The following is a 14,788-nucleotide window of genomic DNA, read 5'->3' on the forward strand; positions in this document are numbered from 1 at the left end:
TCGCCGGGATCGGTTGCCGTACGCCGCACGGCAACCGTCATCCCCGCAGCCGTCAAGCGGTCAGCTCAGCCGCTGTCTTGCCAACCTTCGCCTCATCGACCTGCGACATGATTCCTTTTTCCATCAGGAGATCTTCGAGTTCGTCCATCGTGATCGGCGTTGGGATCACGCCATTGCCGGCGTTGTTATGCACCTTCTCTGCAAGCGCACGATACTGGCCGGCCTGTGCGCTCTCTGGCGCGTACTCGATCACAGTCATGCGGCGTAGTTCCGCATGTTGCACGACGTTGTCGCGCGGCACGAAGTGGATCAGACGTGTGCCGAGCATCGCTGCGAGCGATTCCGCAAGCTCGAGTTCCTTGTCGGTCTTGCGCTCGTTGCAAATGAGGCCGCCCAAACGCACACCACCGCTGTTGGCATACTTGAGAATCCCTTTTGAGATATTGTTCGCAGCGTACATAGCCATCATCTCGCCTGACATCACGATATAAATCTCCTGTGCCTTGTTCTCGCGAATTGGCATTGCAAAGCCTCCGCACACCACGTCGCCCAGCACATCGTATGAGACGTAGTCCACTCCGTCGTAGGCGCCATTCTCCTCCAGGAAATTGATCGACGTAATCACACCGCGACCCGCGCAGCCGACACCCGGCTCGGGACCGCCCGACTCCACACAGCGTATGTCTTTGTAGCCAATCTTCATGACATCCTCGAGTTCGAGGTCCTCCACAGAGCCGGCTTCCGCCGCGAGAGAGAGAATTGTGTCCTGCGCCTTCGCGTGCAGTATCAGCCGTGTCGAGTCTGCCTTCGGATCGCAGCCGACAATGAGGATCTTTTGCCCAAGGTCGCTGAGCGCCGCGAGCGTGTTTTGCGACGTGGTCGATTTTCCAATCCCGCCCTTTCCGTAGAATGCGATCTGCCGAAGTTGAGCCATCGTGGTACTCCATTGAGATAGAAGGATTAAACCAAGGTTGCCAATCAAGGCTGCAAAGCCGCGATCATGTCCTCAGCGTGCAGTGTCCATATGATCTTCTTCTGTGGAGTCACGCATTGGCCGGATGGTGTCCGCGCGGATCGCTATAGTGCAGTTTCTATGCCAACACTCCAGAATCGTTGAAATGCCATGCACATCGCGCTTTGAGAAAACATGTCGGCATGGCGCCTACCGACGTTCGCAGCGTCGGCTTCCTGACAAATCGTGCGTTGTTGTCGCAAACCAGATTTTCACCACCATTTTCGGCCCACCTCGCTCAATGGCAGTGGGCCAGAAAGGGAGGGAGGGAGGGAGGGAGGGATGTGGTGGTACGAAAGTTGCAAGTGAAACTCCATCCTTCTTGACCGATTGCGAACTGTCACTGCCAATTCACAAGTTATTCAAACTTAAGAGGAGAACCTAATGAACGATATGACTATTGACAAGGAACTTGACCAGACCGTTTTCGCCCGCTTGCAACTCGAGGGCCGTTTACTCAATGCAGTGTTCAAGGGTCCCACCAGTACACCTCGGCGCATCGGTTTTCGCGGCGAACTCGCGCTGCGCTTCGGACCGCAACTCGCTGATGAAGCGCGCCCGCCAGAGCTGTCTTGCGAGCAGGTCATGGCAGTGGCCGACGTCGGCAACCCGCATCTCATATTTTTCGCGGGGTGGTTGTTGAGCTTCGAACATCTGAAAGACGTCGCCGAAGTGTTGGGAGACGCACTCTCGCCCAACGGAAAGTACTTTCTGTTCTGCGACAACATCGATCTCTCGAGTCGCTATCAGGCGCACTATCAGGGCGCAGTATTCTATGTCCTCCCTATCGTGCAATCGACGGTCTACAACGAAATACTTGAGCTCCTGTATCTCGACAAGGCAGAGCTGAAGAAAAAGGACACAGCGGGAAAACTCGACGCCGTCGCCGACGCCGGGTCGAAGTTCGACTTGTGTTTCGATCCCATCAGTTACGCGCATGGACTCGAACTGATGGGCCCAGTCCGTGATCCTAACGAAAACAGACCGGTCTAGGTTGCATTCCGCAGCGGTGCTTCCTCATGAAGAATCCACCATGCACACAAGCTATCACAACGCTCACGTAATCTAACTGGAGAATTTCCATGGCACTGCTAATCGATGATGCCGCACGTCGAAAAGGGAACGCTCAAAGCCTCCCGCACGCTGATGAGGGTCTGCAAGCTCGTGCACGTTCGTCAGTCGCTAGATGGCTGTCGGCACACGACTTTCCGGATGCCCATTCCTGCAGCGTTGACGGAATAACGCCGCTGATGCTCGCAGCGATGCATGGGGAAGACCGTATCGTCGCCGCGTTGCTCGACGAAGGTGCACCCGTCAGTGCGCTCGACGACAACGGAAACGATGCGCTATGGTACGCATGTCTATGCGGAACGCCCGGACCGATTCTACGGTTGATCAGTGCCGGTCTTAATGTCGATCATGCCAATGCGCACGACGTCACATACCTGATGCAGGCAGCCGCCAACGGCAGAGTCGACGTCATGTGGTTGCTAATATCCCTTGGTGCGAGTAACAGCTTGGTCGCGCCAGATGGGCGAACCGCTTTCGACATGGCCACGGATTTTGGACTACAGCTGCTGCTAACGGTAGACCGACTCAAAAACGGCATGTGCGAATCGTCGCGTTTCGCCGATGATGCTCCGTCGCACAACCTTGCCCATTGAGGAAAACTTCTCATGCCGCTTTACGACTATGTATGCCGCAACTGCAATTTTCGGTTCGAGACACTTGTACGCACCAATTCGGTGGCGTCTTGTCCGCGCTGTAGCAGTAATGCGATGGATAAGCAGGTCAGCGCACCGTCCGCCCCTCCACGCAACAAGGCACTCATTACGGCAGCACGCCGCCAGGCCGCTCGTGAAGGGCATTTGAGCAATTATTCCGCGGCTGAGCGCATGCAATTATTGAATCGACCTTGAAACGCCACAATGAGCCGGCGCCTGTCATTCCATATCTGGCTTGCAAAAAAGTTAAGTCCAAGGAAAATCATATGTCGCCGCAGTCTATTTACCTCTGTGCACAAGAATTCCTCGTTGTAAATCCTCGCAACGGGAAACAACTCGGTAGACTTGCAAACACAATTCAATATGTCTCTTCTGCGTTCCTGATCGGGATATCAACATGGACAATGCCCGCATACTCGCAGAGCATGGATTCCCATATGGAATCATTTGACAGATTCATGGCTGACACGAAAGCTGCCGCCGCTCAGGATTTTATTGGTCACCCTTGGCTAGGGTCCGGGGCGCATCTTGAGTCAGACAATCAGCCTCCAATATCGCGCACCTACAAAGTCAATGATCCGTCTGCTTTCGAAGTGATGCGCCAAGCGATTATTGAACGTTACAACGGAGTACACGTCTCAGGGAGCTTTATTGCGAACGGCCAAACCTATGACTGCGTTCCGGTGATGGAGCAACCTGCTGTCCGGAGATATCAAATAAGGAAAATCGCAACACCTCCACAGTTAGCGTCAGCGACAAACCTCAACGGTGACTTATCCAGCCGATCGGTAGGGTCGTCGGAACAGTTGCAAAACGGCGTGAATACGCCAAGCTGTGGTACGGGCAGCGTCCCCTTGAATAGAGTCACACTGGAAGAGCTTAGTCGATTTACGACAGTAGATGCATATCACAGAAAGGCGCCTCCACCGATGACCAGGCTCCCGTCAAGCAGCGAATCAGCGAATGCACCCTTTATCGCGAGTCAATTACTCTCCGCGGATACCTATACACACAAATATGCGACATTCGAGCAAAACGTCGAGAATCTCGGGGGCAACGTCACGTTCAATGTCTGGAATCCGAAAGTGGATGCTGCGGCGGGTCAGTTCTTTAGTTTGTCCCAGATCTGGATTATTGGTGGAGACAGAGCCGGCGGTGCAAACCCTTTACAGTCAGAAGAGACTGGCTGGGTAGTCTCGCCTTCCAAGTTTGGGGACAATCTGCCGCACTTCTTCATCTACAGCACCGCCGATAACTACGTGAACACCGGATGCTGGAACAACAGCTGCGGGGATTTCGTGCAGGTTTCGGAGAAAGCGGTACTCGGGGGCGCGTTAGTTGACATCAGTTCTCCCGGCGGTCAACAGCACGAGTTCAGTGCCGGATATCATCGCGACGCACACGGGAACTGGTGGCTCTTTCGTGACGGCGTGGCGATTGGTTACTACCCCGCGGAGTTCTATCAAGGCGGACAGAACAGTCATAACGCGACCTTGATTTCGTTTGGTACAGAAACAACTGGGCTTACGTCTTGGCCAGGCGCCGGTAGTGGTAATTGGGACAGCCCACTATATGGCCACGCAGCTTATCAGCGCAACCTCTACTACTACAACCTCGCTGACACTGCTGCCTGGGATTATCCGCACTTGTCGGTGCGATCGACCTGCTACCACGCGGCCGGTCCATTCAGCAACGGAGATGGCGGTTATATTTCCGCCGATAACCACAATCCAAGTTGGTGGACCCGATACGTCTTCGTTGGCGGCCCAGGCGGAACACAGTGCAGGTGAAGACGGCATAGAGCGCGTGATTCCTATTGTTCTATGATGCATGCATAGCACCGCCTAACATCCCGACGCCTCGCGCTAGCGAGGTTTCCACATGTTGCGTTTGGCAGTTGGTTCATCGAGGCATCCTACGTGCGCGATGCCGAACGAGGCGGCGAGCTGACCCGGAGCCAGCCTTAAACGGCACACGAAAACCGCGAGACACCGACGGTCAACCCACCTTCCCGTGACCGAAAACCGGTATTGCAATTCGTAGGCCAAGCGTTCGCCGTCACTGACTAATTGCGTACGTCCGCTCACCGATATTCTGCACTGTCCTCCTCACGTCGAGGCAGTTGATATCGGCAAATACAGGCTAGGCCCTAAGCCGGCCAAGATAATTCCATGTGCAATCTATGGGATGAGATGTGCAGGGTGCGCTGGTAATTGCGTCACCCAGCCCGATGCCCAGCACACGCAGGGTCATCGAGCTGCCGAGCGTCGATTCACCGCGACAACGGCATCGCTGCGCCGAGCGACCGTAAGCTCGAACGAATCGAGCGTCGGACCACCGCTCCAACGACTCAAAAGCCCGGGAAAACACTAGATCGCCGTAGTGTGGTATGCAAGCTCGCAAAGTGCGAATTCTTCAGTCGCCATCGCAAAACGCCTCTTCTGCCAATATTAGCATATCCGCTTGCGCTGCCTCCGTGGTCACATTAATGCAAAAGCCGGTCCATGTCGCTAGATAGACCCGGCGACCACGGAACTCGAGGAAGGGCTTCTCATCGCTTAACTCGACTGCGGTGATCCGAATGATACGCACATCGGGATAGCGCTTTCGCCAAATTACCGCGGCTTCCTGCAGCGTCGGTTCGGTACAAACCAGCTCAGTTATCGCATGAATCTGTTCCACAGTAAGGCCCATGTCATTCCCACCCGCCTGACACGCGCCGCGCCTCGACAGTTACCGGAAGCGAGGTGTCGCTCGCAAGTTCGGGCAACTGAAACTCCCAGCCGTTAGCAAGCGTAATACGTCCACCCCATAGCTGCGCTCCATCGATGTAGACGATTGGCTCCTCGACATCCTTCTTCGGAACATAGGCCCTGAATACGCCATTGTCATCCTTTCGGATTGTGACCTTCACGTTGATATCTCCCGGGTTGGTTAAGCGATTCGCGCCACCAGACGTATGGCTGCAACAACCGGCGGACATGCCGCACGTGCGCAGTACGATCCCGCCTTATCCCACACAAACTGGCTGAGTTAAGGGAGTCCACCATCATCGAACGGCTCGCTAATGCGCTCAGCGCTTAGCGTCGGCATCTGCGCGCAGTTCTCCTTCTCCATATCGGCGTGCCACGAACCGATCCAGCGAAGCGCGTCGGCGCGCCTCCCCAGCTGGGCGAGCACGTCCTGCGGCAGGCGATCGAGCGTGCAGAGCTCCTTCGCGCGCATTCCAACGCGGCGGTCTCCTTCGAAAAAGTGAACCGCATAGACGTAGAACCGCTGCAGAAACGTGCCGATTGCAGTGACATAACCGGCATCGCCTTGGCTCACGAGCAGCTCCCCCATAGCCTTACCGTTGTATGTACCGTCGTTACGAATCACGGCACGTGCAATCACTCGCTCGCCAACGGCGAACCGTGGTGGAAAAGCAAGTTCGACTGCATCGTCGCTCTCGACGTCCCTCACGCCCAGCGCATTTAAATACCGGGATGCACGCTTCATGACACCTCCCGTGGCAATGAGTTACGTCGGCGTCCGATCGCACTCGCGTCGATGCGCGAGACGCTCAACTCGCCTGCGCCGCCGCGCGCGCGCGGCGGCGCCAAATGCATGATTGCCGTTGTTGAATGCAAGGCCACACCTGTCTTGTGTTTCGACGAAGTCGACGGTAAAGCCGTCGAGCAACAGCCGAGTTTCTGCCGGCAAGAAAATCCGCAGTCCATTGATCTCCGTAGTCTCATCACCGGGCTGCGCATCGGCCGTGGCGCTCAGTTCGGCTTCGTATCTGGAGCAACCGCAAGTACTCACACAAATACGAACGCCCGCACCGGATGGCAGACCGGAAAAGCGCACGATACGGTGAAGGAACTCTTCGGCGGCGGGTGTCACTGCAAAATTTGGCAACATGCTTTAAAAATCGTCGAATTGAACAATCGTCGGGTACACTGCGCAAGGCAAGCGGAACAGAGCGCTAGGCCGGCACGATGCATCCGTCCACAGGGCACGCCGCCACGCATTGCGGACTATCGAATTGCCCCTCGCACACGGTACATTTTCTCGGATCAATTGCGAAGACGCCGCCTTTCTCGATGATGGCGACGTTTGGGCATTGTGGCTCGCAAGCCGAGCAGCCAGTGCAGGCGGAGGAAATGATCTTTAGGGCCATACCATGCACTCCTTGTGATGATTTTCGGTGTAACCGAGCACGTCAGGACGACTGCGCTACCTGCCGCTCAAACAGGGGCGTCTTCTCCCACCCTAGTCAACCCGATCTGTGGGATTGTCGCGTCGCCGCGGTCCGCGTGGTCAATTTCGCCAGTCGTGAGACGGCCACAATAATCGGTGAGCCATGCAAGCGCGGCTTTTTCGATTGGTTCGTGGGCGTACATATCCACGGGTTCGATTCCCGCTTCTAATAGCGACTTCCGTGGGCACAAGCCAATCTTTGCAACCAGCACAGCATGGCAATCGTTGATCGCGTGTACGATCTGCCGCAAGTCATCCTCATCGCCATCGCCGCCGCGGCAATAGGCGCCCACGCGGCGGTGCGCGACAAAGAGGGCTCCAGCGGCGCTGACCTGGAAAATCTGGAACTCGGAAGCGTGGCCGAAATGTGCGTTGACGAGCCCATCTCCCTTCGTCGCAACGGCAATCCGCACCTCGACATCGCCTAGCACCTGGGTCGCTCCTGACAAGCTTCGTGTCTTATGTTTCATCTCGCGCTCTCCATCGCTTGCGGCGTCCACGCGGCGTTGACGTGTACTGCCAAGATCAAGCTTGTCCACGGCGTCTATGTGTTCGATGCTTGCAAGCGAAAATTCGTGATGGCGGTCTTCGCCCAGAAGGCCTACGGCATCTGCACGACATTGCCGGCAATGGCGCATTAGGGCCGCGCCGCCCATGCAGGCGTCCTGCACGGCCTTCAACTCGCGAGCGGTAGGCTCGCGCTGGCCACGGCCACCGAAATACGTGCCGTGCGTAGGATCCGAGATCAGCGGCATGATGTTGTGCAAAAACGCACCCCGCCTCTTTACTTCACGATTCACTTCGACCAGGTGCTCGTCGTTGATGCCAGGGATGAGTACCGAGTTGATCTTCGTAAGTACGCCACGCGCGCTCAACATGTCGAGCCCTAGCATCTGCCGCTCGTGCAGAATTCGCGCGGCCTCTTCGCCCGTGACTCTGCTGTGATCCCAAAAGATCCATGGATAGATCTTTTCGCCGATGACAGGGTCGACCATGTTGACAGTGATCGTCACGTGATCAATGCCGTAATCGCAAATTTCGTCGACATAGTCAGGCAGAGAAAGGCCGTTCGTCGAAAGACATAGCTTAATTTTCGGCGCGAGTTCGCGAAGCATACGAAAGGTGTCGAACGTTTTGTTCGGATTGGCCAGTGCATCCCCCGGGCCCGCGATCCCGACGACAGTCAATTGCGGAATCCTCGAGGCGACGGTCATCACCTTTTTCACGGCCTGATCCGGCGCGAGCTTCTCTGATACCACACCAGGCCGCGACTCGTTCGAGCAATCATACTTTCGGTTGCAGTAGTTGCATTGGATATTGCAGGCGGGCGCCACTGCGACATGCATGCGCGCATAATGGCGATGCGCTTCCTCCGAATAACACGGGTGATCTCTGATCCTTTCCCACACCTCCGCATTGATGTTCTCTGGTGCGTCGGTCGAACAGCAACTTGACCCGGCTGGTGCGCCATTTGAATCAGGGCGGCCGTATCCGGCAAGTGGATCCGCGGCCGACACCGATGGCATGATGTGTGTGACTCTGGCGCCGTCGGCCAAGATCAGAGCGCCGGCATTCGCGCAGTCGTGCATGGTATCTCTCCGCAATGAACGGTGGGTGTGCCATTGCTCCCAGCGAAATCCATGCCATCGCGAAAACGCACGATGTGCGAGTGGACGATACTTGAAGCCGAGAGCATCGCCGTGTGCTCCGTCACCATGACACATGGGTAGTCCAGCCACGCTGGCGCTGTGTCTCAGTTCTTATTCATTTGAATTACTCGCGATCAAAGCAACCGCTTTCGCGTTCGCCGATAACCCGATCGGCCAGATTCAAGCGCGACACTGTTGGGAATGGCACATTCCCGACGCGACTTATCACACCAAGTACTCCGAATCCCGACATGATGCCTTTCAGGTTCAAACAGAACCATACTCCGGCCGGAACGTCCCATTGGCACGATGTTTGCGGCGCAATCGACTCCTCTGGAGAGACTTGACATGCATCTTCCAATTATCAATGACACGACGCTCCGCGATGATGAGCAGACTGCAGGAGTCGCATTTCGCGCCGAGAAAAAATGCGCGATCGCGAGCGCCGTGTCTCAGGCCGGCGTGACGGAACTCGAAGTCGGGGTTCCCGCAATGGGCGACGAGGGAATGGCGTGCATAGCGGAAATTTCCGGCTTAAGTCTCGACTCTCGTATAGTCGTTTGGGGACGCCTCACCGAAGGCGACCTCGCGGCGGCATTGCGTTGCAATGCCGATATCGCTCACCTCTCCATCCCTGTTTCGGATATTCATCTGCGCCACAAGCTGCAGCAGTCCCGTACGTGCGTTCTGCGTCAAATTGACCGCATAGTCGACATAGCAATCGGAAGTCGCGCAACCATTTCTCTCGGCATGGAAGACGCCTCGCGCGCGGATCCTTCCTTTGTCATCGAAGTGGCTCAATGCGCACAGCAGCAAGGGGTTCAACGCTTGCGTTTCGCAGACACGGTCGGCGTGCTGGATCCGTTTAAGACATACCAGGCGATTGCGGCGCTGCGCGTTGCCGTGGACCTCGAGATCGAAATCCACGCGCACGACGATCTCGGGCTTGCCACAGCCAACACGTTAACGGCCCTTGCAGCAGGCGCAACACATGCCAGCACCACCGTCAACGGTCTAGGCAAGCGAGCCGGCAACGCGGCGCTAGAGGAAGTCGTGATGGGAGCACGTCATCTTCTGCGACGAGATACCGGCGTCGACACTAACGCGCCGCCCGGTATTTCGTTGCTGGTCGAACATGCGTCGGGCCGAGCCGTCTCCTTTGGAAAAAGCATCATCGGTCGAGGCATTTTTACTCACGAAGCGGGAATTCACACAGACGGCCTTTCCAAACACGTCGCAACCTACGAAGGATTCGATCCTGCAGAGGTCTGCCGGCAACGGTCTACAGTGCTAGGCAACCATTCTGGGTCTCAATGCGAACGTGACGCATATGACGCTTCGGGCCTGAAGGTATCGGAGCGGCTTGCGCCGCTACTGCCGCCGCACATCCGCGCCTTCGCCACGCGACATAAGAAGGCGCCTACCGCAATCGATCTCCGCCGCTTTTTGAGTGAGGTACGGAGCACGCGAGTCAGAGCGTCCTGGAGGCCGCTCATAGCGAGAAACGGACTTAGGAGGAGCAAACCCATGGAAGGACTTATCCGAGACTTCGTCCATTTTCATCGATGGAGGATTTCCTCGTCTCTTTTGCATTGCCCTCGACAAAAGGATAGTGAAGTTGAACCGCCTGCACATCATGAAACGTTTCTTTCGGTACATCGAACAACAGGACGACGCGCCGCCCTCCACGACGGCTGATCTATCACGGCTTGCTGCGGAAGGCCTGCGACGACTTCGTTGTATCCGCGCCCCCTGAACAACGAGTGTTTAAAGTCTTTAGAAGGCCGCCGACCGCCATGTCGTCTTCCTGAAAAGCCTGTGCGCGTCGCAGTCGGCACCCAGCGGCGTCTGATTAGGAGAATCTCAATGCATATTGTCGTTTGCATCAAGCAAGTACCGGATTCTGCCCAGATTCGGGTTCACCCTGTGACCAACACCATCATGCGGCAAGGCGTGCCGGCAATCGTCAATCCTTACGATCTCTTCTCGCTAGAAGAAGCGTTACGGCTAAAAGACCGCTTCGACGCATGGGTCACGATACTTTCTATGGGACCACCACAGGCCGAGGACGCACTGCGTAGATGCATCAGCTACGGTGCAGACGACGCCGTGCTCATCACCGACCGGTCGTTCGCCGGCGCCGACACGCTCGCCACTTCTTATGCGTTGGCCGCCGCGATCCGCCAGATCGCGAGTGAACGCTCAGTGGATATGATCTTTGCAGGCAAACAAACGATCGACGGTGATACAGCCCAAGTCGGCCCGGGCATCGCGACGCGCATGGACATCCAACTGCTTACCTACGTGTCGAGAATCCTCGAGATCGACCTCGGCAGACGCACGATCATGGCCGAACGCCGTGCTGAAGGGGGCGTTCAGGTACTCGAGACTGCGTTGCCGTGCCTTGTCACGATGCTTGAGAACACGAACGATCTGCGTTTCGCAACACTGCCCAGAGTAATCCATGCCGCTGGCTTCCCCGTGCGCAAGTGGAACCGCCAGCAGGCCGGGATCGATGACGCCAGCAAGATCGGGCTGAAGGGTTCACCTACCGTCGTACGTAAGGTGTTCGGCGCAACGCCGCGTGCAGAAGATACCGAGATGATCGAATTCGACGAGTCGAGTCTCCAGGACGCGGCGGCTCAACTTGTGCGTAAGATCTTTACTCGCCATCCGACGCTAGAGATGGACCTGCGGCTCACGGAGAGGAATGCATGAATTCGCTTGTTGCTTGGAAACAAAAACCGGCCGAGCCGATCGCACACGCTAACGGCTGCAACGTAGAACTCCCCGACCGTATGAAAGACTATCGGGGCGTGTGGGTCTTCATCGAGCACGATCGTGGCCGTGCACACAGCGTATCGTGGGAACTGGTCGGTGAGGCTCGCAAGCTCGCCGATAAACTCGGCAGCGACGTCGCTGTCGCGGTACTCGGTGGTACTGAAGAGCCACTCGAGCAGTTTGCCGCTGAGGCGTTCACCTTGGGTGCGGACAAAGCGTATGTCATCCACGATCCGGTGTTGCGCGGTTATCGCAACGAACCGTTCACGAAAGGCCTGTCAGATCTGGCTAGCAAGTACTGCCCCGAGATACTGTTGCTCGGTGCAACTTCAATGGGCCGAGATCTCGCGGGCTCTGTCGCAACACGGCTTCTGACTGGCCTTACAGCCGACTGCACTGAGTTGAATATCGATCCCGCCTCGCGTGTACTAGCTGCGACGCGGCCGACCTTCGGCGGCTCTCTGCTTTGTACGATCATGACGCTCGAATCCCGCCCTCAGATGGCGACTGTGCGTCCACGAGTCATGCCCATGCCGCCGGCGCAGCAAGGCCGCAGTGGCGAGATCGTGCAGGAAACGCTCGGGATGATCGAGGCCAATATAGTAACCAAATTGCTTGACTTCATCCCTGACGAGACAAGTGATCAAATCAACCTTGCCTACGCGGACGTGATCGTGAGCGGCGGCAAGGGACTCAAGAATCGCGAGAACTTCATGCTGCTATTCGAGCTGGCGCAGGTGCTCGGTGGCGAAGTCGGCGCGAGCCGCCCATGCGTTCAGGCGGGTTGGGTCCGAGCCGAACGCCAGATCGGACAGACCGGCAAAACGGTCAGGCCCAAGCTTTATATCGCCGCGGGAATCTCTGGTGCGATCCAGCATCGGGTCGGAATGGAAAGCTCTGACGTCATCGTCGCGATCAACACCGACCCAAACGCACCGATTTTTGATTACGCACACTACGGCGTTGTGGGGGACGCAATGCGCGTACTACCGGAACTAACACAGGCGTTTAAGCAGCACCTGATACCGCAGCGGCTAGACTCGTAAGGAAAACAAACATGATAACCTCCCCCAAATTCGACGCCATTGTGGTCGGAGCTGGACCATCAGGCAACGCCGCAGCCTACGTTATGGCGAAAGGCGGCCTGAAAGTGCTTCAGATTGAACGCGGCGAGTATCCCGGAAGCAAAAACGTTCAGGGCGCGATCCTTTATGCCAATGCACTGGAACAGATCATTCCGGACTTCCGTGACGATGCCCCTCTCGAGCGCCACATCATCGAGCAACGCCTGTGGATGCTCGACGATACCTCGTTTGTGGGCACGCACGCGCGCAGCGAAGACTACAACAATCCCCCATATAACCGTTACACGATCATACGGGCACAGTTCGACAAGTGGTTTTCGTCGAAAGTACGTGAAGCAGGCGCTTTGCTGATCTGCGAGACCACCGTGAATCGCCTGATAATGGACGGAGACCAGGTTGTCGGCGTGCAATGCGACCGCCAACACGGTGAAGTTTATGCGGACATCGTGGTCCTCGCGGACGGCGTCAATTCGACATTGGCGCGTAAGGCAGGTTTTCACGGCGAAATCAAGGCGGGCAATGTCGCGCTGGCTGTGAAGGAGATTCTCTTTATGCCTGAGGAAACAATTTGCCAGCGGTTTAATGTTGCCGATAACGAAGGCGTCGTCATTGAGATGGTCGGCCGAATCACCGATGGCATGGCTGGAACCGGCTTCTTGTACACTAACAAGGAGTCGCTGACAATCGGCGTCGGCTGTATGCTGAGCGACTTCAAAAACAACTCGAACCGTACAAGCCCATATGTGTTACTTGAAAAAATGAAGCGTCATCCGTCCATCGCCCCGCTCATCGCCGGCGGTGAAATGAAGGAGTACTGTGCGCATCTGATCCCCGAGGGGGGCTTCAATGCAATCCCGGAAGTGTACGGGAACGGCTGGATGATCGTCGGTGATTCCGGTGGCTTCGTCAATTCCGTACATCGCGAAGGTTCTAATCTTGCCATGACGACAGGACGTCTCGCCGCGGAGACCGCGATAGCCGCAAAAGCCTCCGGAGGCCACAGCTATCGGGCTAGCGCCCTCTCCGGGTACAAGGTCGCGCTCGACAAGAGTTTCGTGATGAAGGACCTGTTCAAGTACCGAGACATGCCGAAGATCTTGCATCACAATCCGCAGTTTTTCACCACATATCCTGATCTAGTCGCTAAAGCGGCTCGGACAATGATTACGGTCGACGGCGTGGACAAGCAGACAAAGAAAGTGGATGTCATGGCGAGCTTCCGCAAAAGTCGCTCACTAACAGGCCTGGTGGGCGACGCATACAAACTCTGGAGGGCCTTCCGATGACCAGACTTACTGTGAACATCGACGAGAAGCTATTCCAAAACCGTTACCGCGTTGACGTTGGCCGGCCACACGTCCAAATAAGAAATCCCGAAACCTGCATTAATGAATGTAGCGATAAAAGCTGTACGTTCGTCTGCCCCGCTTCCTGTTATCGGAATGAGAACAACGGCGCCGTGACACTAATTACCGACGGTTGCCTTGAATGCGGCAGTTGTCGCATTCTATGCGGGGAACACCACAACCTTTCCTGGGAGTATCCGAGGGGTGGTCACGGAATCCAGTTCAAGTTCGGATAGACGAAAACGACCTCGTCATTTCGGCTTCCGCCTACCACAGGAAAGTGCAGAAGGCTTATCGCTTCGGAGCAAATCAATGAATATCCTTACTGGCATTGAGTCGGCAGATCTGTTTGGCGGCGCCGTGCCTCCTTCCGTATTGCGCTTAATCGAGGACACACGTGGCGGCCGCTGGGACGATGTGACCGCTGCATTGTGGACCGCCGTTCTTTCTCACCCGCGCTGCCTGCCACCCTACTATCTGCTATACAAGTTTCACGCGAACCGGGGCGAACTTGACGAGGCGAAGGAAGTTGCAACCAAGGCTTTGACAGCTGCAGCCCGGGAAGCGTCAATTGACATTGACTGGTGTGCCGTACAGCCAGGCGACACAGATTTCACGATTCCTGGACCGGCACGCTTTTGGCTCTTCACGCTGAAGGCGCTGGCCTTTATCAGCGTTCGCCGCTGCGAACGCGCGGTTGCCCTGAGGCTCCTTGCGAAGCTGCGCCGGCTGGATCCTGCCGACTGCGTCGGCTTCAACGTGGTGGAAGCCCTTTTCGCACAGTCAGGGCGCCGATAAGCCCTACCGGCAGGCCAGCCGTCAGCTCTGATGTGATGGACGACTCCCGCTACCCAGCGAGCGGTTTATGCCAAAGTGGAGAAGTCGTGACGTCCACGGCAAAGGAGCGTTCATCATGAATATAGCGACTGTTGGACTGGATCTGGCCAAG

16 protein-coding genes and 2 pseudogenes are annotated in these 14,788 nt (G+C 56.5%); 11 read left to right on the forward strand and 7 right to left on the reverse strand.

All coding sequences use genetic code 11. The features are described from left to right. Positions 1-52: 52 nt before the first annotated feature. Positions 53-934 (reverse strand): nitrogenase iron protein, encoded by an 882-nt coding sequence (nifH, locus tag AB3X98_RS40040; protein ID WP_069268295.1) that lies wholly within the window; start codon positions 932-934, stop codon positions 53-55. 462 nt (positions 935-1,396) lie between these two features. On the opposite strand from nifH, the gene AB3X98_RS40045 reads away from it, so the two are divergent. The 4 genes from AB3X98_RS40045 (at position 1,397) to AB3X98_RS40060 (ending at position 4,526) form a co-directional block, all read left to right on the forward strand. Further along, positions 1,397-2,005: a hypothetical protein gene (locus AB3X98_RS40045; protein ID WP_368606453.1), complete on the forward strand. Its 609-nt coding sequence runs from the start codon at positions 1,397-1,399 to the stop codon at positions 2,003-2,005. Between the two features lie 89 nt (positions 2,006-2,094). Next, positions 2,095-2,676, forward strand: a complete 582-nt coding sequence (locus AB3X98_RS40050; protein ID WP_069268293.1) for an ankyrin repeat domain-containing protein — start codon at positions 2,095-2,097, stop codon at positions 2,674-2,676. Positions 2,677-2,688: 12 nt separating this feature from the next. Then, complete coding sequence (locus AB3X98_RS40055) at positions 2,689-2,931, forward strand: zinc ribbon domain-containing protein (RefSeq protein WP_368606454.1); 243 nt, start codon at positions 2,689-2,691, stop codon at positions 2,929-2,931. Then, complete coding sequence (locus tag AB3X98_RS40060; RefSeq protein WP_368606455.1) at positions 2,928-4,526, forward strand: neprosin family prolyl endopeptidase; 1,599 nt, start codon at positions 2,928-2,930, stop codon at positions 4,524-4,526. The genes AB3X98_RS40055 and AB3X98_RS40060 overlap by 4 nt, the downstream gene beginning before the upstream one ends. 625 nt (positions 4,527-5,151) lie before the next feature. On the opposite strand, the gene AB3X98_RS40065 is transcribed toward AB3X98_RS40060, so the two are convergent. From AB3X98_RS40065 to nifB, 6 genes are all read right to left on the reverse strand, one after another. Beyond that, positions 5,152-5,430, reverse strand: a complete 279-nt coding sequence (locus tag AB3X98_RS40065; protein WP_069268291.1) for a hypothetical protein — start codon at positions 5,428-5,430, stop codon at positions 5,152-5,154. Between the two features lies 1 nt (position 5,431). Beyond that, positions 5,432-5,650, reverse strand: coding sequence for a putative nitrogen fixation protein NifT (gene nifT / locus AB3X98_RS40070; protein WP_069268344.1), 219 nt, complete (start codon positions 5,648-5,650; stop codon positions 5,432-5,434). Between the two features lie 119 nt (positions 5,651-5,769). Then, the gene (locus tag AB3X98_RS40075) at positions 5,770-6,234 is read right to left on the reverse strand and encodes a nitrogen fixation protein NifZ (protein ID WP_368606456.1); all 465 of its coding nucleotides are present in this window, start codon (positions 6,232-6,234) and stop codon (positions 5,770-5,772) included. 21 nt (positions 6,235-6,255) lie between these two features. Beyond that, complete coding sequence (locus AB3X98_RS40080; protein ID WP_368606457.1) at positions 6,256-6,639, reverse strand: HesB/IscA family protein; 384 nt, start codon at positions 6,637-6,639, stop codon at positions 6,256-6,258. 64 nt (positions 6,640-6,703) lie between these two features. Continuing rightward, entirely contained in the window at positions 6,704-6,898 is a 195-nt protein-coding gene (locus AB3X98_RS40085; protein WP_083245579.1) for a 4Fe-4S binding protein, read from the reverse strand. Between the two features lie 67 nt (positions 6,899-6,965). Beyond that, on the reverse strand, positions 6,966-8,567 hold the full coding sequence (gene nifB / locus AB3X98_RS40090; RefSeq protein ID WP_368606458.1) for a nitrogenase cofactor biosynthesis protein NifB: 1,602 nt from the start codon (positions 8,565-8,567) through the stop codon (positions 6,966-6,968). 408 nt (positions 8,568-8,975) lie between these two features. Here nifB and AB3X98_RS40095 point away from each other — a divergent pair. The 7 genes and pseudogenes from AB3X98_RS40095 to AB3X98_RS40125 all read left to right on the forward strand — a co-directional run. Then, positions 8,976-10,094: pseudogene (locus tag AB3X98_RS40095) on the forward strand (homocitrate synthase); the annotation flags it as partial. A 145-nt stretch (positions 10,095-10,239) separates the two neighbouring features. Then, a pseudogene (locus AB3X98_RS40100) lies at positions 10,240-10,438 on the forward strand (nitrogenase-stabilizing/protective protein NifW). 55 nt (positions 10,439-10,493) lie between these two features. Beyond that, the gene (locus AB3X98_RS40105; RefSeq protein WP_069268289.1) at positions 10,494-11,345 is read left to right on the forward strand and encodes an electron transfer flavoprotein subunit beta/FixA family protein; all 852 of its coding nucleotides are present in this window, start codon (positions 10,494-10,496) and stop codon (positions 11,343-11,345) included. Next, complete coding sequence (locus AB3X98_RS40110) at positions 11,342-12,454, forward strand: electron transfer flavoprotein subunit alpha/FixB family protein (RefSeq protein WP_368606459.1); 1,113 nt, start codon at positions 11,342-11,344, stop codon at positions 12,452-12,454. Before AB3X98_RS40105 ends, AB3X98_RS40110 begins: the two co-directional genes overlap by 4 nt. A gap of 11 nt (positions 12,455-12,465) precedes the next feature. Beyond that, a complete protein-coding gene (locus AB3X98_RS40115) occupies positions 12,466-13,779 on the forward strand; it encodes an FAD-dependent monooxygenase (RefSeq protein ID WP_342950280.1) in 1,314 nt (437 codons plus the stop codon). Continuing rightward, positions 13,776-14,075, forward strand: coding sequence for a ferredoxin family protein (locus tag AB3X98_RS40120; protein WP_083245578.1), 300 nt, complete (start codon positions 13,776-13,778; stop codon positions 14,073-14,075). Before AB3X98_RS40115 ends, AB3X98_RS40120 begins: the two co-directional genes overlap by 4 nt. Positions 14,076-14,151: 76 nt before the next feature. Continuing rightward, complete coding sequence (locus AB3X98_RS40125; protein ID WP_368606460.1) at positions 14,152-14,637, forward strand: hypothetical protein; 486 nt, start codon at positions 14,152-14,154, stop codon at positions 14,635-14,637. The last annotated feature ends 151 nt before the right edge of the window (positions 14,638-14,788 follow it).

It is taken from the genome of Paraburkholderia sp. BR14312, from assembly GCF_040948675.1.
GTDB classification, from domain to species: domain Bacteria; phylum Pseudomonadota; class Gammaproteobacteria; order Burkholderiales; family Burkholderiaceae; genus Paraburkholderia; species Paraburkholderia nodosa_A.

Bases quoted from the DNA above. Each gene is read 5' to 3' on its own strand.
- AB3X98_RS40080 (WP_368606457.1), bottom strand. From the start codon at position 6,639: ATGTTGCCAAATTTTGCAGTGACACCCGCCGCCGAAGAGTTCCTTCAC.
- nifH (WP_069268295.1), bottom strand. From the start codon at position 934: ATGGCTCAACTTCGGCAGATCGCATTCTACGGAAAGGGCGGGATTGGA.
- AB3X98_RS40050 (WP_069268293.1), top strand. From the start codon at position 2,095: ATGGCACTGCTAATCGATGATGCCGCACGTCGAAAAGGGAACGCTCAA.
- AB3X98_RS40105 (WP_069268289.1), top strand. From the start codon at position 10,494: ATGCATATTGTCGTTTGCATCAAGCAAGTACCGGATTCTGCCCAGATT.
- AB3X98_RS40075 (WP_368606456.1), bottom strand. From the start codon at position 6,234: ATGAAGCGTGCATCCCGGTATTTAAATGCGCTGGGCGTGAGGGACGTC.
- AB3X98_RS40045 (WP_368606453.1), top strand. From the start codon at position 1,397: ATGAACGATATGACTATTGACAAGGAACTTGACCAGACCGTTTTCGCC.
- AB3X98_RS40065 (WP_069268291.1), bottom strand. From the start codon at position 5,430: ATGGGCCTTACTGTGGAACAGATTCATGCGATAACTGAGCTGGTTTGT.
- AB3X98_RS40055 (WP_368606454.1), top strand. From the start codon at position 2,689: ATGCCGCTTTACGACTATGTATGCCGCAACTGCAATTTTCGGTTCGAG.
- AB3X98_RS40110 (WP_368606459.1), top strand. From the start codon at position 11,342: ATGAATTCGCTTGTTGCTTGGAAACAAAAACCGGCCGAGCCGATCGCA.
- AB3X98_RS40115 (WP_342950280.1), top strand. From the start codon at position 12,466: ATGATAACCTCCCCCAAATTCGACGCCATTGTGGTCGGAGCTGGACCA.
- AB3X98_RS40120 (WP_083245578.1), top strand. From the start codon at position 13,776: ATGACCAGACTTACTGTGAACATCGACGAGAAGCTATTCCAAAACCGT.
- AB3X98_RS40085 (WP_083245579.1), bottom strand. From the start codon at position 6,898: ATGGCCCTAAAGATCATTTCCTCCGCCTGCACTGGCTGCTCGGCTTGC.
- AB3X98_RS40125 (WP_368606460.1), top strand. From the start codon at position 14,152: ATGAATATCCTTACTGGCATTGAGTCGGCAGATCTGTTTGGCGGCGCC.
- nifB (WP_368606458.1), bottom strand. From the start codon at position 8,567: ATGCACGACTGCGCGAATGCCGGCGCTCTGATCTTGGCCGACGGCGCC.